This window comes from Frigoribacterium sp. AC759 (genome assembly GCF_979256015.1).
On record NZ_CEEDMT010000002.1, the window covers coordinates 14725 to 33536 of the forward strand.

Below are 18812 nucleotides of genomic sequence, written 5' to 3' on the forward strand. Positions count from 1 at the left end.
GTGGTGGTGCGGTGAGACAAGAGAAGCTCCCGTTCCCATGGAATCCCTATGACTCACCTCGGAGGCCGTGGGGAGTTCCGTGAGGGCCAGCCCAGGAGGTGCGTGCCGGTCCGTCTCCGGGATGACGCCGTCCTCCGCGAGAGCCGTTCCGCCTCCGACGTTGCGGACGAGGTCCCGACTTCCGATACGCTGGGAGGCCGAAGGAGGTCCACGATGGCAGAGCACGCCAATCAGGTACCCGGCGAGCACCCCGGTGCTCAGGGCGCCCATCGCGAGGTCGACACCACCCTGAGTTTCAACGAGGAGTTCCAGGCGCAGCTGGCGGCCCTCGAGGGTGGCGTCTCGACCGACGAGCGCGATGCCGTCGCGGCGCTCCCGTCCGGCTCGGCGCTGCTGGTCGTCCGTCGCGGCCCGAACATCGGCGCGCGCTTCCTCCTCGACTCGGATGTCACCGTGGCCGGTCGCCACCCCGATGCCGGCATCTTCCTCGACGACGTCACCGTCAGTCGGAAGCACGCCGAGTTCCGTCGCCAGGGCACCTCCTTCAGCGTCGTCGACCTCGGTTCGCTGAACGGCACCTACTTCGACGGCGTCCGCATCGACGAGGCCCTGCTGAGCGACGGTGCCGAGGTACAGGTCGGCAAGTTCCGTCTGACGTTCTACGCATCACGCGTCGACCTGGCGCACCTGGCGATCCAGTAGTGCCCCGACCCGCCGCCGCTCGGTCGCCGCAGACCGGGCAGACGGATCTCCTCACCATCGGGCAGGTGCTGTCGCGACTCAAGCCGGAGTTCCCCGATCTCAGCAACAGCAAGCTGCGGTTCCTCGAAGAACGCGAGCTCGTCACCCCGGTGCGGACCCCATCCGGCTACCGCAAGTTCTCACCCGCCGATGTCGAGCGTCTCCGCTTCATCCTCGGCCTCCAGCGCGACCACTACCTACCGCTCAAAGTCATCCGGCAGCACCTGGCCGACCTCGACGCCGGTCGTCCTACCGCACTGCCCCCGGGGGCCGGCGGCGTGTCGCTGGTCACGTCCCCTCGACGACTCTCGCGAGACGAGCTCATCGCCCGCACCGGGGCGACCCCTGCGCTCCTCGACGACGCGGTCGCCGCGTCGCTGATCCCCGCCGTCGAGCACCACGGCGACGAGTCCGTGACCGTCCTCGCCGCCCTCGTCGAGCTGCGGAAGACCGGTATCGAGCCCCGGCACCTCCGCACCGTCCGGGTCGCCGCAGAACGCGAGCTCGATCTGATCGAGTCGGCCGTCGCCTCGGTGGCCCGGCGTCGCGACGCCGCGGGTCGAGCCCGCGTGGCCGAGCTGTCGCGCGAGCTCGCCGAGCAGCTGGACGTCGTCCGCCGCTCCCTCGTCCGGTCGGCCCTCGACCGTCTCGACACGTAGACGCGCGGCCGCGCGGCGAATATCCTCGACACGCCGAGGTCTCCACGCGAATGTCGCCTGGTCGAGGTTCCCATATGGGTACCGTGGGTCCAGGTCAAACCATCAACCCGACGTTGAACGTTCCGGGTCTGGGCAGAACACAGCGGAAGGCAACGGCATGAGTGAGTCAGGTTCCCCCGAGGGGTCCCGCTACGAGCTGGGGCTGCTGTTCACCGACGGGATGCCCGACCTCGACGCCGACAGCGGCTACCGGGGCACGGTCGCCGCCCGAGCCGCCGGCATCAGCTATCGCCAGCTCGACTACTGGGCCCGTACGGGGCTGGTCGAGCCGACCATCCGCAGCGCGGCGGGGTCCGGCTCCCAGCGGCTCTACGGCTTCCGCGACATCCTCGTCCTCAAGCTCGTCAAGCGACTGCTCGACACCGGCATCTCCCTCCAGCAGATCCGCACCGCGGTCAACCAGCTCCGCGAGTCCGGTGTCAGCGACCTGGCCCAGACGACGCTGATGTCCGACGGTGCGAGCGTCTACCTGTGCACCTCCGACGACGAGGTCATCGACCTCGTGAGCCGCGGCCAGGGCGTCTTCGGCATCGCCGTCGGCAAGGTGCTGCGCGAGGTCGAGACCAGCCTGGTCGAGCTCGACAGCACGCCGGCCGCCGACCCGTCCGACGAGCTCGCGGCCCGTCGCGACTCCCGCGCCAGCTGACCCACCCGGCGCCCGTGCGTCGTCCGAGACCGACGAAACCGGCCAGATGACGAGAAGAGCCCCCACCGGCCGGTGGGGGCTCTTCTCGTGTCAGCGGTGGGCGCCGCCGGCTGCGACGATCAGCGGGTCGCGGGCTCGGCGTAGTCGCCGATCTTGGCCGTCCGCATGATGCGCTCGAGCAGCTGATCGAAGTTCCGCGCCATCTCCTGGGCGCTCTCGCCGGGCCAGACGTGCAGCGGCTTGGCCGCACCCTGCGCCTGCTGCAATGACGTGCGCTCGGGCAGCTGCGGGCTGAGGACGAGCGGGCCGAACATGTCGCGGAGCTCCTTGATGCGGAACTGGTGCTCGATCGACTGCACCCGGGCGCGGTTCACGATGATCCCGAGGGGCTGGAGGCGCGGCGAGAGACCTCGACGGATCTCCTCGATGGCACGGAGCGCGCGGTCGGCCGCGGCGACGCTGAAGAGGCCGGGCTCGGTCACGACCGTGACGCGGTCGGAGGCCGCCCATGCCGTGCGGGTGAGCGCGTTGAGCGAGGGTGCGCAGTCGATCAGGACGAGGTCGTAATCGGCCTCGACGTTGGCCAGCGCCTCCTCGAGCTTCCAGATGTCGCGGATCGACGGGTGCGGGCCGTCGAAGTTGATGGCGGACGGGCTGCCGATCATGACGTCGACCTTGCCCTGGCTGCCCTTCGTCCAACCGCTCGGAGCGATGGCGGCTCGGACGGTCTTCTCCTTCGGCGAGGCCAGGACGTCGGCCACGTTGAGGTGGCCGGCCACGGTGATGTCGAGACCGGTCGAGACGTCCGACTGCGGATCGAGGTCGACGACGAGGGTTCTGAGGCCTTTGGCGAAGGCGGCCGACGTGAGTCCGAGCGTCACCGTCGTCTTGCCGACGCCCCCCTTGAGAGAGCTGACGCTGAGTACATGCACGAGCCACACGATACCTTCACTACTGTTGAAGCACCTAAAAGCCACGTCGGCGACCTGGATTCCCCTGCCACTCCCACCTTGGAGGTGCACGCCGTGAGCGTGAGATCCATCCGTCTGTTCGGCGACCCGGTCCTCCGGTCGCCCTCCGATCCCGTGACGATCGGCGACCCGCGGCTCGCGTCGCTCGTCGCAGACCTGCTCGACACCGTCCGCGAGCCGGGCCGTGCCGGTGTGGCGGCGGCGCAGATCGGCGTCAACCTCCGGGCGTTCAGCTACAACGTCGACGGCGACGTCGGCTACGTGCTGAACCCCGTGCTGGTCGAGACGTCGGGTGAGCGCGAGCTCGTCGACGAGGGGTGCCTCTCGGTGCCCGGGTTCTGGTTCCCGACTCCGCGCTGGTCGTACGCCCGGGTCGAAGGCGTGGACCTAGACGGCGAGCCGGTCGTGCTCGAGGGCACCGGTTTGATGGCCCAGGCCCTGCAGCACGAGACGGATCACCTGGACGGCACGCTCTACGTCATGACCCTCGAGCCGGCCACGCGACGCGAGGCTCTGCGGGAGATCCGCATGAGCGACTGGTGGAGAGCCTGATCGACGACCGGGCGCCCGACTCAGCGCTTCGGCTCGGTGACCGTCCGGACCGAGTCGGTGCTGGGGTACACCGTGTAGAGGTCCGCGATCTGCGGCGCGAAGTCCTTGACGATGACGGCGCGCTTGATGCTCATCTTCGGCGTCAGATGGCCGCTCTGCTCCGTGAACTCGGTGGGGAGCACTATGAACTTGCGGATCGACTCGGCGCGGGAGACCGCGGTGTTCGCCTCGTCGACGGCCCGTTGGATCTCCGCGATCACGGCGGGATGCTCCGCCGCCTCGGCGAGCGGCATGTCGGCGGCCTCACCGGCGTTGTTCAACCACACGGGCAGCATCTCGGTGTCGAGCGTCACCAGCGCCGAGATGAACGGCTTCTGGTCTCCGACCACGACGACCTGAGCGACGAGGGGGTTGGCGCGAATAGGGTCCTCGAGCACGGCCGGTGCGACGTTCTTGCCACCGGCCGTCACGATGATCTCCTTCTTGCGGCCGGTGATCGTGAGATAGCCGTCGGCGTCGAGGGAGCCGAGGTCCCCGGTGCGGAACCAGCCGTCCGACAGGACCTCGGCAGTGCCTTCGGGGTCGTTCCAGTAGCCGGCGAAGACGTTCTCGCCCTTCACGGAGATCTCACCGTCGTCGTCCGTGCGGATCGAGACGCCGGGCAGCGCGGGGCCGACCGTGCCGATCTTGAACTTCGAGACGAGATTGACCGATGCCGGCGCGGTGGTCTCGGTGAGTCCGTACCCCTCGAGGATCCGGATGTCGAGACTGCGGAAGAAGTGTCCGAGCCTCGTGCCGAGCGGCGCGGAGCCCGACACGGCGTACCGGATGTTCCCGCCCATGGCCTTCTTCAGCTTGCTGTAGACGAGTCGGTCGAACAGGGCGAAGCGCAGCTTCAGCCCCAGGGGCACGGCGCCCTCGTCGAGCGCCTTGCTGTGGGCGATGGCGACCGCGACGGCACGACGGAAGATGGCGCCCTTGCCGCCGGCCTCGGCCTTCTGCTCGGCGGAGTTGTAGACCTTCTCGAACACGCGGGGGACCGCCAGCAGGAACGACGGCTTGAACGACGCGAGAGACGGCAGCAGCTGCTTCGTGTCGGCCTGGTGACCGACCCGGACGCCCGCATGGACGGACATCACGGCGATGAAGCGCGCGAAGACGTGCGCGGTGGTGATGAAGAGGAGCGTCGACGACCCCGGTGCGACGACGTCGGACATGGCGTGCGCGGCGTTGCGGCTCGTCTCGACGAAGTTCGCGTGGGTGAGCATGCAGCCCCGCGGCCGCCCGGTGGTGCCGGAGGTGTAGATGATGGTCGCGAGATCGCTCGGCCCGGCGGCGGACCGGCGGCGCTCGAGCTCGTCGTCGGCGACGTCGACTCCTGCGGCCGCGAGCTTGTCGAGATCTCCGAGATCGATCTGCCAGACGTGGGCGACCTCGGGCAGCTCGGGGTGGACCTCGTCGAAACGGGCGAAGTGGTCGGCCGTCTCGAGGATGAGCGCGACGGCCCCCGAGTCGCTCAGGTTCCAATGCACCTGGGCAGGCGACGAGGTCTCGTACACCGGTACGAGCAGGGCTCCGGCGAACCAGGTGGCGAAGTCGACGAGAGTCCACTCGTAGCGGGTCCGGCACATGAGCCCGACGGCGTCGCCGGGCCGGATGCCCGAGGCGATCAGACCCTTGGCGAGGGCGCGGACCTGGGCGAGGAACTCCGCGGCCGTGACGTCCGACCAGCCTCCGACGCCGTCGGGGACGGCGAACAGTGCTGCGTCGGGCGTGGCCTCGGCGCGATCGATCAAGAGGTCGGTCGCGTTGGCGTTCACGTCGGGCTCCAGGGCGAGGGGGACGGTGTGTTCGTTCACGGCAGCTCCTTCGGTACCGAACGATGGTCCCCACACCCTAGCGGGGAGCCCGTCGGAGCGGGATGCCTGGCCGAGCGGGGGCCGGGGATAGACTCGATCCTCGTGCAGGCAATCGGAATCGACATCGGTGGAACGAAGATCGCGGGTGGCGTCGTCACCGAGCTGGGCGAGATCGTCGCCGAGAGGCGGGTGCCGACGCCGGCGGGCGACTCGAAGGCCATCGTCGACGCCGTCGTCGAGATGATCACGTCGCTGCAGTCCGAGCACGGCGACGTCGTCGCCGCGGGCGTGGCCGCCCCCGGATTCATCGACGCGGCCCAGTCGACCGTCTACTACACGCCGAACATCGCGTGGCGGAACGAGCCCCTCCGGGCGCTGCTGTCCGAGCGCCTCGACCTGCACATCACGATCGACAACGACGCGAACGCCGCAGGCTGGGCCGAGTTCCGCTTCGGCGCAGGGCGACTCGCGAGCGACATGACCATGCTCACCATCGGCACGGGCGTCGGCGGGGCGATCGTCGCTCAAGACCGCCTCCTGCGCGGTGGCTTCGGGACGGGCGGCGAGCTCGGTCACCTGCGCGTGGTCCCCGACGGTCTCCCGTGCGGCTGCGGTGCCCGCGGGTGCATCGAGCAGTACGGTTCGGGCCGGGCGCTCCTCCGCATGGCCGGCGAGGTCGCCGACCGCCCCGGTGCCGGCGCCGCTCTGGCAGCGGTCCGCGAGTCCCGGGGCGAGCTGACCGGTCACGACGTCGGCGAGCTCCTCAAGGAGGGCGATCCGGGGGCGGTCGAGGCGCTCCGCGAGCTGGGCGGCTGGCTGGGTCAGGCCGCCGCCTCCCTGTCCGTCGTCCTCGATCCCCAGGTCTTCGTCTTCGGCGGCGGCGTCGCCCAGTCGGGGGAGCTGCTGCTCGCTCCCGTCCGCGAGGCGTACCTCGCGCACCTCCCGGCGCGGGGCTATCACCCCGAGCCCGACTTCGTCATCGCCGAGCTCGTCAACGACGCCGGCGTCGTCGGCGCCGCCGACCTCGCCCGGCTGCACGCCACCGGGCTCTGATCCGAACCGGTCGCTCCGCGATCGGAACCGCCCACCGCACCATCGTCCGACGAGAGATGCATCGATGCTCTACTGGTTCCTGAAGACACTCATCGCGACACCCCTGGTGCTCTCGGTGTTCCGGCCCTGGGTCCGGGGTGCCGAGCACGTGCCCGAGACGGGCGCGGTGATCTTCGCCAGCAACCACCTCTCGTTCGTCGACTCGATCTTCCTGCCCATCGCCCTCGACCGACGCATCTCGTTCCTCGCCAAGAGCGACTACTTCACCGGCAAGGGCGTCAAGGGCTGGGCCATGCGGCTGTTCTTCACGGCGACGGGTCAGCTGTCCATCGACCGGTCGGGCGGCAAGGCGTCGGAGGCGTCGTTGGCCACCGGTCTCTCGGTTCTGAGCCGCGGCGAGCAGCTCGGCATCTACCCCGAGGGCACGCGCAGCCCCGACGGTCGCCTCTACCGCGGTCGCACCGGTGTGGCCCGGATGATCCTCGAGGGCCACGTGCCCGTCATCCCCGTGGCGATGATCGACACCGAGAAGGTCATGAAGACGGGCACGAAGATCCCCAAGATCCGTCGGGTCGGCGTGGTCTTCGGCGAGCCCCTGGACTTCAGCCGCTTCGAGGGCATGGAGGGCGACCGGTTCATCCTCCGCTCCATCACCGACGAGATCATGTACGAGCTCAACGCCCTGAGCGGTCAGGAGTACGCCGACGTGTACGCCTCCAGCGTCAAAGAGAAGCGCTCGGGGTCTTCGCGGTAGGCTCGCTCGTCGGGGTCGTTCGACCCCGAGCCCGCTTACGCTCGCAAGGAAGACCGTGACCCAGCCCAGAGAACCGTTCGCCACGTCCGACACCGACGTCGTCGAGGGTCTCGACTATTGGCGCACCCTTCCCATCAAGCAGCAGCCGTCGTGGCCCGACGCCGCGGCGGTCGAGGCGGCCTCCGCCGAGATCGCCACCCTGCCGCCGCTCGTCTTCGCGGGCGAGGTCGACACCCTCCGGTCCAGGCTCGCTTCGGCGGCCCGCGGCGAGGCGTTCCTCCTCCAGGGGGGCGACTGCGCCGAGACGTTCGCCGGGGCCACCGCCGATCAGATCCGCGACCGGGTGAAGACCATCCTCCAGATGGCGGTCGTCCTCACCTACGGCGCCTCGATGCCCGTCATCAAGATGGGCCGGATGGCCGGTCAGTTCGCGAAGCCCCGCTCCAGCGACGACGAGACGCGCGACGGCGTGACCCTCCCGGCCTACCGCGGCGACATCGTCAACGGCTACGACTTCACCCCCGAGTCGCGTCGGGCCGATCCGGCTCGACTGGTCAAGGGGTACCACACCTCGGCATCGACGATAAACCTCATCCGAGCCTTCACCCAGGGCGGCTTCGCCGATCTCCGTCAGGTCCACAGCTGGAACCGGGGCTTCGCGGCCAATCCCGCGAACGCCGCGTACGAGCACCTGGCGAAGGAGATCGACAAGGCCATCCGGTTCATGGAGGCCGCCGGGGCCGACTTCGACGAGCTCAAGCGCGTCGAGTTCTACACCAGCCACGAGGGGCTGCTGATGGACTACGAGCGCCCCATGACACGGATCGACTCCCGCACGGGCGACCCGTACCTCCTGTCGTCGCACTTCGTCTGGATCGGCGAGCGCACCCGCGACCTCGACGGCGCCCACGTCGACTTCCTGTCGCGCGTCCGCAACCCGATCGGGGTCAAGCTCGGGCCGAGCACGACGCCCGACGACATGATGCGCCTGATCGACAAGCTCGACCCCGAGCGCGAGCCCGGTCGTCTGACCTTCATCACCCGCATGGGGGCGAAGAAGATCCGCGATGCCCTGCCGCCGCTGCTCGAGGCGATCACGAGGGCCGATGCGACTCCGCTCTGGGTCAGCGACCCGATGCATGGCAACGGTCTGACCACGCCGACGGGCTACAAGACCCGTCGCTTCGACGAGATCATGGACGAGGTCAAGGGCTTCTTCGAGGCGCACCGCGCCGCGGGCACGCACCCGGGCGGCATCCACATCGAGCTGACCGGCGACGACGTGACGGAGTGCCTCGGCGGCTCCGAGCACATCGACGAGGCAACCTTGGCGACGCGGTACGAGTCGCTCTGCGACCCGCGCCTCAACCACATGCAGTCGCTCGAGCTGGCGTTCCTCGTGGCGGAGGAGCTCGCGGCGAACTGACCCGCACCTCCTCGTCGCCTCGGGCCCCTGTCGATTCCCGGCAGGGGCCCGTCGTCGATTCAGGAGGCGCGGGTCGCGCCGCCGAGGAGTCTCACTCGACCCGGTAGCTGAGCCTGATCGTCGACCCTGCCGCCACGACGCTCCCGGGTGCCGGGTCGGTGGCGGTGACGGGCAGCGAGGCCTTCCAGTCGTAGAAGGCGCAGGTGAAGTTGAGGCAGTCGTCGAAGTCGGCGAAGAGGCCGAGGGCCTCGAGCTGCGCGGTGGCGTCGTCGATGGTCTGACCGGTGACGTCGGGGACGGTGACCGGAGCCGGGCCGTCCGAGACGACCAGGTCGATGGTGTCACCGGGTGTGACCGGACCCTGCTCCGTCGGCTGGGCGCGGATGACCGACCCGGCCTCCATCTCGCCGCTGTACTCGCTGCCCGACTGCGTGCCGACGAGACCGGCCCCGGTCAGCTCGGACTGGGCGTCTTCCAGGGTCTGGCCGACGACGTCGGGCACGGGGCCGAGCGACACGGTCAGCGTGATCGGCTGCTGTTCGCCGTACTCGGCTCCAGCCGACAGGCCGACCGCGTTCCCGTCCCCGCCGACGCCGGCGATGCCGATCACTGTCCCCTCGTCTTTGGCGTCGAACTGACGGACGGGCTCCTCGACGGAGAAGTCGGACAGAGCCGCCCGGGCCGCGTCGAGGGTGGCGCCGAGCACCTCCGGGATCGCGATCTGCCGGGGGCCCTGCGACACCACGAGGGTCACCGTCGACCCCTTCTGCAGGGCGGTGCTCGCCTGCGGGTCCGTGGCGGTGACCTGGCCGGCCGGCACCACGGGGGAGAAGTCGCTGCGGTTGTCGGGGGCCACCGTGAAGCCCTCGTCGATGAGCTGCGCGGCAGCGACCGCCGGGTCCTGCCCCGAGACATCGGGAACCTGGGCCTGAGCGCCGGGGCCGGAGCCGAAGTACCAACCCGCGCCGCCGGCGAGCAGCGCGAGCACCACCACGACGACGAGCCAGATCGCCCCGCGCCGGTGTCGACGGGCGGCGAGAGCCTGCAGGCGGTCGGCGTTGCCGTCTTCGGTGGCGGGGCCGACCGGTCCGGTCCGGTGGCGGGCTCTGGGCACGACCTCGGTGTCGCCCGTCGCGCCCGCCGCCGAGAAGCCCGGCAGCACCGCCGTCGCCGCGGCGGAGGGGAGGACCATCGTGCGGTTCGGCGGGGGGCCGGAGGGGTCGGCCAGCGCGCGCTGGACGTCGAGCAGCTGGTCGAGCAGCGCCCGCGCGTCGCGGGGACGGTGCTCGGGGTCGCGAGCCGTGGCCCAGAGCACGAGCTCGTCCAGTTCGACGGGCACCGACGGGTTCACGATGCCGGGAGCCGGAACGGTGTCGTTGGCGTGCTGGTAGGCGATCTGCATGGGCTGGTCGCCCTTGTACGGCTGCTCGCCCGTCAGCATCTCGTAGAGCATGATGCCGAGGGCGTAGATGTCGCTGCGCGTGTCGGCGATGCCCCGGGTCACGAGTTCGGGCGAGAGATAGGCGATGGTGCCGAGCAGGGCGGCCCCGGTCGCCGTGTTGGCCGTCGCCGCCCGGGCCAGCCCGAAGTCGCCGATCTTGATGCGGCCGTCGTCGGCGAGCAGGACGTTCTCGGGCTTGAGGTCGCGGTGCACGATGCCCGCGCGGTGCGCGGCCGCGAGACCTGCCAGCACGGCTTCCATGATGTCCATCGCCTGCTCGGGGGTGAGGACCTTGTGGTCCTGCAGCAGCTCCCGGAGGGTGATGCCCGGCAGGTACTCCATCACCAGGTAGGCGGAGTCGTCGTCCTGGCCCTGGTCGAAGACGTTGACGACGTTCGGGTGCGCCAGGCGTGCCGCCGAGCGCGCCTCCTGGATGAAGCGCTCCTTGAACGAGGCGTCGTCGGCGAGGTGGCCGTGCATGATCTTGATCGCGACGCGGCGCTCGAGTCGGAGGTCGGTCGCGAGGTAGACGGTGGCCATCCCGCCACGCGCGATCCGTGAACGGACCTGGTACCGATCGTCGATGAGCCGGCCGATCATCGGGTCAGTCTGGTTCACGCTCACGGCGCCGATTTTACGGTGCTGCGGGCCGCCGGTCGCTCCGAATCACCGGCCGGAGCCGAAGTCGCCCGGCGGGGAGATCATGCGGCCTAGCCCAGAGCGGCCAGCCAGGAGGCGGCCGACGACTCCCACTTGGCGTACGCGGTCGGGTGACCCGAGATCTGGACGGCCTGCGCCGCGCTCGTCAGCGACATGGACGACCATCCCTTGATGTCGAGCAGGCCCCGGGTGAAGCCCTTGTTGGGGTTGGTCGCGCCGCCGAAGAACAGCTTCGTGGCGTGCGTCGGGTCGAGCAGCTGAGCCCGGGTGCCCCACCCGGTGCTCGGACGCTGCTGGAAGAGCCCGACCGAGTCGCGGTCGCCGTGGTCGATGTTGCGGAGGCTCGACTCCTGTGCGGCGGCGGCGAGGGCGATCACGATGGCGCGGTCGTTCGCGCCGATCTGACGACCGACGGAGATGATCGCCCGGGCGTTGCGCTCCTGCTCGGCGCTCAGGGACGTGCCGGCGGGCCTCGGAGTGGCGGATGTGGCGGCGGGCGTGGTGGTGGGGGCCGAGGTCGCGCCGCGACCGGGGATCGTGAGGGTCTTGCCCGCGTAGATGGTGCTGGTGATGCGCAAGCCGTTCGCCGACAGCAGCGCCGAGACGCTCGTGCCCGTCGCCGACGCGATGCGACCGATCGTGTCGCCCGACTTGATCGTGTACTTCGACCCGGTCGCCGACGACGTGGACGGCGCAGGTGTCGCGGTCTTCCGCGGTGCGGCGGTGCTCGGCGTCGAGCCGCCCGGGACGGTGAGCTTCTGACCGGGGTAGATGATGCTCGACCAGCCGAGGCCGTTGGCCGCGAGGAGGGCCGAGGTGCCGACGCCGTGTGCCCCGGCGATCGAGCTGAGCGTGTCGCCCCGCTTGATCGTGTAGCTGCGGGCGGCTCCCGAGGAGGCGCGGGTCGGCTGAGCACCGGACCCCGCGGTCGTCAGGCTCAGCTTCTGCCCGGGGAAGATCGTCGACTTCCAGCTGAGGCCGTTGAGGGCCAGGACGGAAGCGGTGCTGAGTCCGAACGACCCGGCGATCGTCGCGACCGTGTCGCCCTTCTTCACCGTGTACGAGGAGGGGGCGATGACCGAGGCGCGGGTCGACGCGAGCTCGACCACGGCCTCCTCCACGACGGTCGCCCCGGCCGTCTCGATGGCGGGGAGCACCGGCTTGGGAGCGGCCTGGGGCTTCTTCACCTTGTCGCCCGAGTCGTCGAGCGACGAGATCGGTCCTGTGAGACCGAGGCCCAGTGCCATGGAGCCGACCAGCATGATCGGCACGGTGTTGAGCATGGAGCGAGCGATCTTGCCGGTCGCACGCTGGTCGTCACCGGCTGTGTCGATGCGGCCGAAGGCGCTCGTCGTCGGGCTGTCGTTCATGCGGTGATCCTCGAGTCTCGGGGGGCGAGCGCGCCGTCGGCCTGATTCGGACGGCGTGTCTCGAAGATATCAAGTTGACACAGGTGGTGTGTCAAGTCAATCACCGTGACTGCTGTGACTCCGTTGACTGGTGTGACTGCTGTGGCTGCTGTGGCTGCAGTGACTGTTGAGGTCGGTGTCATTGGCGAGGAGGCACGTCGCCGCCGGGCATGGCAAGGTTGACCGGTGATCGATCTCTCTGCGCAGTCCTGGTTCTCCGACACCGAGTGGTTGGCGGTGCCCGACCTCGTCGAGAAGACGGGCATGAGCGTCAGTCGGGTCCGTCGCCTCTTCGACGACCACGCCCTCGTGGGTGCCAAGGTGGCTGGCGCGCTGCGGACCCCGTCGGTCTTCCTCGATGTGGACGGTCAGCCGCGAAGCGATCTCCGGGGCACGATCACCGTGCTGCACGACAACGGGTTCAGCGATGAGGAGACCCTCGACTGGTTGATGTCGACGGAGGAGTCGCTTGCCACCAGTCCCATCGAGGCCCTCCGGGCCGGTCGCAAGGCCGAGGTCCGACGCGTCGCACAGGGTCTCCTCTGACGCAGCCGCTGGTCGCTCCGCCGACGATGCCGACTGCGGAGTCGCCGCCCCCGCGGTGCGCTACGACGTCCGGCGTGTGACCGTGTCGGCGAGGCGCGTGAGCTGAGCGCGCGCCGACGGCGCGAGCCCCGAGCGGTCGAGGGCGTGCGTGGCTCGCTCGACCTGGTCGCTGATCGACTGCTCGACGGCGTCGACCGCGCCGGAGTCGCGCAGGGTCGCCTGCAGCATCGAGATCTGGTCGTCGTCGAGTTCGGGGTCGCCGAGGAGCTCGTCGAGCAGACGGACGGCGCCGGCGGGCAGGGAGCGCCGGGCCATGGCCACCAGCACGGTGCGCTTGCCCTCTCTGAGGTCGTCGCCGGCGGGCTTGCCCGTGACCTCGGGGTCGCCGAAGACGCCGAGGAGGTCGTCTCTCAGCTGGTAGGCGATTCCGAGCGGCAGGCCGAAGTGACGGAGCGACTCGAGGGCCTCGGGGGAGCCTCCGGCCATCGCCGCGCCGATGGTGAGCGGCGCCTCGACGCTGTACTTGGCCGATTTGTAGACGATCACCCGCTGCGCCCGGGGGAGGAGGTCGATGTCGTCGACCGTGCGCCAGGCGTTCTCCTCGAGGATGTCGAGGTACTGCCCGACCGTGACCTCGGTGCGCATGCGGTTGAACTCGGCCCTGGCCGCCCGAGCGGCGTCGCGGGAGGCGAGCCCGTCGAACGCCTCGGACATGAGCTCGTCGCTCCAGGCCAGGAGCAGATCGCCCATCAGGAGAGCCCCGGAGGTGCCGAACGGGGTGGGATCGCCGAGCCAGGAGCCCTCGCGGTGCAGTCGCTCGAATCGGCGGTGCGCGGACGGCATGCCCCTCCGGGTGTCGGAGTTGTCCATGATGTCGTCGTGGACGAGCGCCGCGGCGTGGAAGAACTCGAGCCCCGTGGAGGCGCCCATCACGGCGTCGAGGGAGCGTGCGTCGGGCGGCGTGCCCATGGGGTCGAACCCCGTGTCGAGACCGGCGACGGACTGCCAGCCCCAGTAGCAGAAGAGCGCCCGGAACCGTTTGCCGCCGCGCAGCAGATCGTTGGAGAAGACCGCGAACGGATCGAGGTCCGGAGCGATGGCGCGGAGCACCGGCCGCTGCCGCTCGAGGAACTGGTCTATCCGCTCTTGAACGACGTCCACTAACCGCGTACTCTCAGCCACGCTGCCTAGCCTAGCGACAGCACTCAGGCATACACTGCCAGCTACTCATACGCGTCGATCCCGAGGTCGTAGGGCCTGTGCTCGAAGGGAACACCAAGATGCCACTTTCCGAACAGGAGCAGCGGCTCCTCGACGAGATGGAGCGCAGCCTCTACAGCAACGACTCCGACTTCGTGGCGGCCGTCGGCAGTGGCCGCGGTCGACCGAACTACACGATGGTCGTCGTCGGCGTGCTGGGCGGTCTGCTCGGCATCGCCGTCATCGTCGCCGGGGTCATCCTGCGCCAGCCGCTCGTCGGCGTCCTCGGGTTCGTCCTCGTCGTGGCCGGTGCGCTCTTCGCCATCGCCCCGCCGAAGCGGAAGGGCGCGTCCGTCCCGCCGCCGCCGAGCTCGTCCCGGTCGTCGAGCACTCGGACGACCGCATCCGGCAGGTCGTCGGCCAGCATGATGGACCGCCTCAACGAGCGCTGGGATCGCCGCAACGACGGCGACGGTGGTCGGTAACCGACTTCCTCCACAGCGCTCCACCGATCTCAGGGGTCGGCCTCCGGGCCGGCCCCTTCGGCGTGCACGGGGCTCTGAGACCGGCCGTTTCGGCGATGGGACGTGCTCCAGCTCGTCGACCCGCTCCTCCGGCAGTCCTGCTGCTCCCTCTTCCTCCACCCCCTCGATCCGCTGAACAGCGGCGATCGAGGGGGTTTTTCTGTGCCCAGAACGGGGCTTTTCGTTGTCGAGTGGTGGGTTGTGGAGTAAAGTGGAGGTACATGGCGCCACCGGGTGCGATGCGGGAGGGGGCGAGGCGCATGTTCCTCGGCACCTACTCGCCCAAGCTCGACGAGAAAGGCCGGATCATCCTTCCCGCGAAGTTCCGTGACGAGCTGGCCTCCGGCCTCGTCATGACCCGCGGTCAGGAGCGCTGCGTGTACGTCTTCTCGCAGCGCGAGTTCGAGGACATGCACTCGCGGATCCGACAGGCGCCCATCACGAGCAAAGAGGGGCGCGACTACATGCGCCTGTTCCTGTCGGGTGCCAGCGACGAGATCCCCGACAAGCAGAACCGGGTCACCATCCCGGCTCAGCTGCGCGACTACGCCGGTCTCGGGCGCGAGCTCACCGTCATCGGCGCCGGCAACCGCGCCGAGATCTGGGCCACCGACGCCTGGAACACCTACTACGAGGCCCAAGAGGCCGCATTCGCCAACACCACGGAGGAGGTGATCCCCGGCCTCTTCTAGGTCTTCGGCCCCGACTCCCAGCCGTCCGCCCTGGCGCACCTTCCCCGGTGCCAGGTCGGGACGGATGGGGATCAGGGCCTGAGAACACGAGCCGACATCGCCATGGCAGAACAGATCCACACCCCCGTCCTCCTCGACCGCACGCTCGAGCTGCTCGCCCCGTCGCTCGGTCGACCGGGCGCCGTCGCCGTCGACTGCACGCTCGGCATGGGTGGTCACACCGAGGCCCTGCTCGCGAGATTTCCCGAGCTGACGGTCGTCGGCCTCGACCGCGACACGCAGGCCCTCGAGATCGCCGGCGATCGTCTGCGGCCCTTCGGCGACCGCGCCAGGCTCGTGCACACGACCTACGACGGCATCGGCGACGCGCTCGACGGCCTGGGCATCGGCACGGTCGACGGAGTGCTCTTCGACCTCGGGGTGTCGTCGTTGCAGCTCGACCGGGTCGAGCGCGGCTTCTCGTACTCGAAGGACGCACCGCTCGACATGCGGATGGACCCGACGTCCGAGGTCACGGCCGAGACGATCCTCGCCGAGTACCCCGAGTCCGAGCTCCGTCGCATTTTCTACCAGTACGGCGAAGAGAAGCTGGCTCCCCGCTACGCCCGTCGCATCGTCGAAGGTCGCGTCGACTCGCCGCTGACCCGCAGCGGCGAGCTGGTCGACCTCCTCGTCGCCGCCACGCCGATGGCCCTTCAGCGCGCGGGTCACCCTGCCAAGCGGGTCTTCCAGGCCCTCCGGATCGAGGTCAACGGCGAGCTCGCCTCCCTCGAGGCGGCGGTACCCGTCGCCCTCGACCGGCTGGGGGAGTCTGGCCGCATGGTCGTGCTCGCCTACCAGTCCCTCGAAGACCGCTTCGTCAAGCGCGAGCTGGCGGCCCGCACGACTTCGACGGCGCCGCAGGGCCTGCCCGTCGAGCTCCCCGAGCACCGCCCCGAGTTCCGACTCCTCGTCCGCGGAGCCGAACTGGCCTCAGCGGAAGAGATCGACCGGAACCCCCGGGCCAAACCCGTGCGCCTCCGCGCAGCCGAACGAATCCGGAGATCAGCATGAGCAGCCAGTTCGCCCTCGTCGACCCGACGCCCCTCGTCGACGCAGCTCCCGGCCCCCGTGCTCGGCCGGTCGAGATCGTCGCCAGCCGCGCGCAACGGCGGGCCCGGCCGAAGATCGCCTACGCACTCGTCGCAACGGCGGCCCTCTTCGTCCTCCTCCTCGCGCAGCTGGCCATCAGCATCGCGTTGAGCGACGGGGCCTACAAGATCTCGGCGCTCCAAGCCTCGCAGACCGAGCTCACGCGTGACCAGCAGAAGTACTCCGAGCGCCTCGACGTGCTGTCGTCTCCGCAGAACCTGGCGAACAACGCCGAGGAGCTGGGGATGGTGCGGAACTCCAACCCCGTCTACCTCGATCCCTCCACCGGGGTCGTGCACGGTCAGCCGTCACCCGCCGACGGTGAGGCCGATGGCACCGACAATCTCATCCCCAACACCCTCCTCGACGGCGTCCCCCTGGCGACCGCTCCCGAGAAGGCGGCACCGACCGAGGGCGCACCGGCCGAGGTCGCGCCGTCCGTCGCGGCCGCAGGCGCGGGTGACTCGGGCACCTCGGCGTCCGACACGACGGTCGCCTCCGCGGGGTCGGCCGCGTCGGCGACCGACTCCGCAGTGGCGGGCGCGCCGAGCGAGGGATCGCCCGAGCAGTCGGTAGCGTCTGACCCGAATCAGCTGGCGGCTCCGCAGACCCGTTAGCGGTATCCCCGTCCGGGCCACCGGACGACGACAGCGGTCGGGGCAGCACGGCCCGCCGCGGTGAGGAATCCTTCGTGAACGCAACACCCCGCAGCCGCCGGCTTCGAGCGACCCTGGCCATGGCCCTCGTGATCGCGCTGATCGGGGTGTTCGTCGTCCGACTGGCCGACATCCAGCTCGTCCAGGCGGCCGAGCTGAACGACCAGTCGCAGAACAAGCGCGAGATCAGCCAGGTCATCTACGGAGATCGCGGCGACATCCTGGCCTCCGACGGCACGGTCCTCGCCGGCAGCGTGACGCGTTACAACATCACCGCGGCACCGGCATTCGCCAAGACGCGGACGATCACGGAGAAGGACGCGGACGGCGAGAAGACGAAGAAGACGCTCACCGTCGAGCAGGTCATGGCCCAGGTGGCCGAGATCACCGGCGGCGACGCCGACGCGATGTACGAGAGCATCACGAAAGACCCCACCGCGAACTTCGCGTACCTCGTCAAGGGGGTCGACGTCGACGCCTTCCGCGCCGTCCGCGATCTGAAGAACAGCGGCATCTCCTACCTCTACTACGAGCGCCAGTCGGCTCGGACGTATCCCAACGGATCGGTGGCTGGCAACCTGACCGGGTTCATCGGCACGGACGGTCCGCAGGCGGGTCTCGAGCTCAGCGCCGACCAGTGCCTGGCCGGCACGGACGGAAGCCAGACCTATGAACGAGGCGCCGACGGGGTCCAGCTGCCCGGCAGCACCGTGACCGACAAGGCAGCCGTCCCCGGCGGTGCGCTCACGCTGTCGATCGACAAGGATCTCCAGTACATGACGCAGCAGTCGCTCGCCGAGCAGGCGCAGGCCATCGGGGCCGAGTCGGCGACGGCGGTCGTCATGAAGGCCGACACCGCCGCGCTCCTCGCCGTGGCCGACTACCCGGCCGTCGACCCGAACGACGTGGACGGTACGGATGTGGATGACCTCGGATCGAAGGCGTTCACCGCTTCCTACGAGCCCGGGTCCACGTTCAAGGCGATGACCGCGGCCATGCTCCTCGACTCCGGCACGGCCACCCCGACGAGCCCGGCCACGGTGCCCTACTCGCGCAGCTTCCCCTGGGGTGGCTCGATCCACGACGCGGTGTTCCACCCGACCGAGAACCTCACGCTCACCGGCATCCTCCGCGACTCGTCGAACGTCGGCATCTCGCTGCTCGGCGAGAACCTGCCGGCGCAGGCCAGGTACGACTACATGCTGAAGTTCGGGCTCAACGAGCCCACGGGCGTGGGGTTCCTCGGCGAGCCCACGCAGGGCGTCCGCAACGTCTCCGACTGGGATCAGCAGACCAGCATCAACTCCATGTTCGGGCAGGGCGTCTCCACCACGGCCGTGCACCTGGCGAGCGTCTTCCAGACCCTCGCCAACCACGGTCAGCGGCTTCCCGTGAACCTGGTGCAGAAGTGCACGGCACCCGACGGCTCGGTGTCTCAGACGCCGAGCGCCGAGGGCACCCAGGTCGTCTCGTCGTACGCGGCGGATACGACGGTGAACATGCTCGAGAAGGTCGTCAGCGACGGCGACCTCAAAGACGTCCTGACCATCCCCGGCTACCGCGTCGCGGCCAAGACCGGAACCGCCGAAGTGGCGAAGTCGGACGGCACGGGCTACGGTTCGGACCGCATCGTGTCGGTCGCCGGCATCGCCCCCGCCGAAGACCCGCAGTTCGTCGTCGTCGTGACCTTCACGAAGCCCAGTACCATCAAGACGTCGGCCGCCGCGGCGCCGACCTTCAACAAGATCATGTCCCAGGCCCTCGAGATGTACCGCGTCCCTCCGTCGACGGAGCCGGCACCGGACATCGCCGAGACCTGGTGAGAGAAGAGG

The 18812-nt window shown here is 69.6% G+C and carries 18 protein-coding genes; 13 read left to right on the top strand and 5 right to left on the bottom strand.

Annotation, left to right across the window (positions count from 1 at the left end; genetic code table 11):
• Window positions 1–213: 213 nt before the first annotated feature.
• From ACZ6JE_RS02970 to ACZ6JE_RS02980, 3 genes are all read left to right on the top strand, one after another.
• A complete protein-coding gene (locus ACZ6JE_RS02970) occupies window positions 214–702 on the top strand; it encodes an FHA domain-containing protein (protein ID WP_192060465.1) in 489 nt (162 codons plus the stop codon).
• Window positions 702–1400: a transcriptional regulator FtsR gene (gene ftsR / locus ACZ6JE_RS02975; RefSeq protein ID WP_192060464.1), complete on the top strand. Its 699-nt coding sequence runs from the start codon at window positions 702–704 to the stop codon at window positions 1398–1400. Before ACZ6JE_RS02970 ends, ftsR begins: the two co-directional genes overlap by 1 nt.
• 157 nt (window positions 1401–1557) lie before the next feature.
• Window positions 1558–2106 (top strand): MerR family transcriptional regulator, encoded by a 549-nt coding sequence (locus tag ACZ6JE_RS02980; RefSeq protein WP_192060463.1) that lies wholly within the window; start codon window positions 1558–1560, stop codon window positions 2104–2106.
• A 119-nt stretch (window positions 2107–2225) separates the two neighbouring features.
• Here the strand turns inward: ACZ6JE_RS02980 and ACZ6JE_RS02985 are convergent, their stop codons facing one another.
• Complete coding sequence (locus ACZ6JE_RS02985) at window positions 2226–3038, bottom strand: ParA family protein (RefSeq protein ID WP_192060462.1); 813 nt, start codon at window positions 3036–3038, stop codon at window positions 2226–2228.
• Between the two features lie 93 nt (window positions 3039–3131).
• Here ACZ6JE_RS02985 and ACZ6JE_RS02990 point away from each other — a divergent pair, with 93 nt between their 5' ends.
• Window positions 3132–3629 (top strand): peptide deformylase, encoded by a 498-nt coding sequence (locus ACZ6JE_RS02990; protein ID WP_192060461.1) that lies wholly within the window; start codon window positions 3132–3134, stop codon window positions 3627–3629.
• A 20-nt stretch (window positions 3630–3649) separates the two neighbouring features.
• On the opposite strand, the gene ACZ6JE_RS02995 is transcribed toward ACZ6JE_RS02990, so the two are convergent.
• Window positions 3650–5488, bottom strand: coding sequence for an AMP-dependent synthetase/ligase (locus ACZ6JE_RS02995; RefSeq protein ID WP_192060460.1), 1839 nt, complete (start codon window positions 5486–5488; stop codon window positions 3650–3652).
• Between the two features lie 102 nt (window positions 5489–5590).
• Here ACZ6JE_RS02995 and ACZ6JE_RS03000 point away from each other — a divergent pair, with 102 nt between their 5' ends.
• The 3 genes from ACZ6JE_RS03000 to ACZ6JE_RS03010 all read left to right on the top strand — a co-directional run bounded on the left by ACZ6JE_RS03000 (window position 5591) and on the right by ACZ6JE_RS03010 (window position 8721).
• Window positions 5591–6541, top strand: coding sequence for an ROK family glucokinase (locus ACZ6JE_RS03000; protein ID WP_243213970.1), 951 nt, complete (start codon window positions 5591–5593; stop codon window positions 6539–6541).
• Between the two features lie 64 nt (window positions 6542–6605).
• The gene (locus ACZ6JE_RS03005; protein ID WP_192060458.1) at window positions 6606–7295 is read left to right on the top strand and encodes a lysophospholipid acyltransferase family protein; all 690 of its coding nucleotides are present in this window, start codon (window positions 6606–6608) and stop codon (window positions 7293–7295) included.
• Between the two features lie 55 nt (window positions 7296–7350).
• Window positions 7351–8721, top strand: coding sequence for a class II 3-deoxy-7-phosphoheptulonate synthase (locus ACZ6JE_RS03010; RefSeq protein WP_192060457.1), 1371 nt, complete (start codon window positions 7351–7353; stop codon window positions 8719–8721).
• A gap of 91 nt (window positions 8722–8812) precedes the next feature.
• On the opposite strand, the gene pknB is transcribed toward ACZ6JE_RS03010, so the two are convergent.
• Together pknB and ACZ6JE_RS03020 are read right to left on the bottom strand one after the other, a co-directional pair.
• Window positions 8813–10762, bottom strand: a complete 1950-nt coding sequence (pknB, locus tag ACZ6JE_RS03015; protein WP_464318305.1) for a Stk1 family PASTA domain-containing Ser/Thr kinase — start codon at window positions 10760–10762, stop codon at window positions 8813–8815.
• 110 nt (window positions 10763–10872) lie between these two features.
• Window positions 10873–12192, bottom strand: a complete 1320-nt coding sequence (locus ACZ6JE_RS03020) for a LysM peptidoglycan-binding domain-containing protein (RefSeq protein ID WP_464318192.1) — start codon at window positions 12190–12192, stop codon at window positions 10873–10875.
• A gap of 225 nt (window positions 12193–12417) precedes the next feature.
• Here ACZ6JE_RS03020 and ACZ6JE_RS03025 point away from each other — a divergent pair, with 225 nt between their 5' ends.
• Window positions 12418–12777: an Rv2175c family DNA-binding protein gene (locus tag ACZ6JE_RS03025; RefSeq protein WP_341850017.1), complete on the top strand. Its 360-nt coding sequence runs from the start codon at window positions 12418–12420 to the stop codon at window positions 12775–12777.
• A 60-nt stretch (window positions 12778–12837) separates the two neighbouring features.
• Here the strand turns inward: ACZ6JE_RS03025 and ACZ6JE_RS03030 are convergent, their stop codons facing one another.
• Window positions 12838–13959 carry a polyprenyl synthetase family protein gene (locus ACZ6JE_RS03030; RefSeq protein ID WP_243213972.1) on the bottom strand — a complete coding sequence of 374 codons (1122 nt, stop codon included), beginning with the start codon at window positions 13957–13959 and terminating at the stop codon, window positions 12838–12840.
• 98 nt (window positions 13960–14057) lie between these two features.
• On the opposite strand from ACZ6JE_RS03030, the gene ACZ6JE_RS03035 reads away from it, so the two are divergent.
• From ACZ6JE_RS03035 to ACZ6JE_RS03055, 5 genes are all read left to right on the top strand, one after another.
• The gene (locus ACZ6JE_RS03035; RefSeq protein ID WP_192060454.1) at window positions 14058–14462 is read left to right on the top strand and encodes a DUF3040 domain-containing protein; all 405 of its coding nucleotides are present in this window, start codon (window positions 14058–14060) and stop codon (window positions 14460–14462) included.
• A gap of 299 nt (window positions 14463–14761) precedes the next feature.
• Entirely contained in the window at window positions 14762–15193 is a 432-nt protein-coding gene (gene mraZ / locus ACZ6JE_RS03040; protein ID WP_192060453.1) for a division/cell wall cluster transcriptional repressor MraZ, read from the top strand.
• Between the two features lie 102 nt (window positions 15194–15295).
• Entirely contained in the window at window positions 15296–16246 is a 951-nt protein-coding gene (gene rsmH / locus ACZ6JE_RS03045; protein WP_192060452.1) for a 16S rRNA (cytosine(1402)-N(4))-methyltransferase RsmH, read from the top strand.
• A complete protein-coding gene (ftsL, locus tag ACZ6JE_RS03050) occupies window positions 16243–16941 on the top strand; it encodes a cell division protein FtsL (protein ID WP_464318193.1) in 699 nt (232 codons plus the stop codon). Before rsmH ends, ftsL begins: the two co-directional genes overlap by 4 nt.
• Before the next feature lie 74 nt (window positions 16942–17015).
• Window positions 17016–18803: a peptidoglycan D,D-transpeptidase FtsI family protein gene (locus ACZ6JE_RS03055; RefSeq protein WP_371740732.1), complete on the top strand. Its 1788-nt coding sequence runs from the start codon at window positions 17016–17018 to the stop codon at window positions 18801–18803.
• The last annotated feature ends 9 nt before the right edge of the window (window positions 18804–18812 follow it).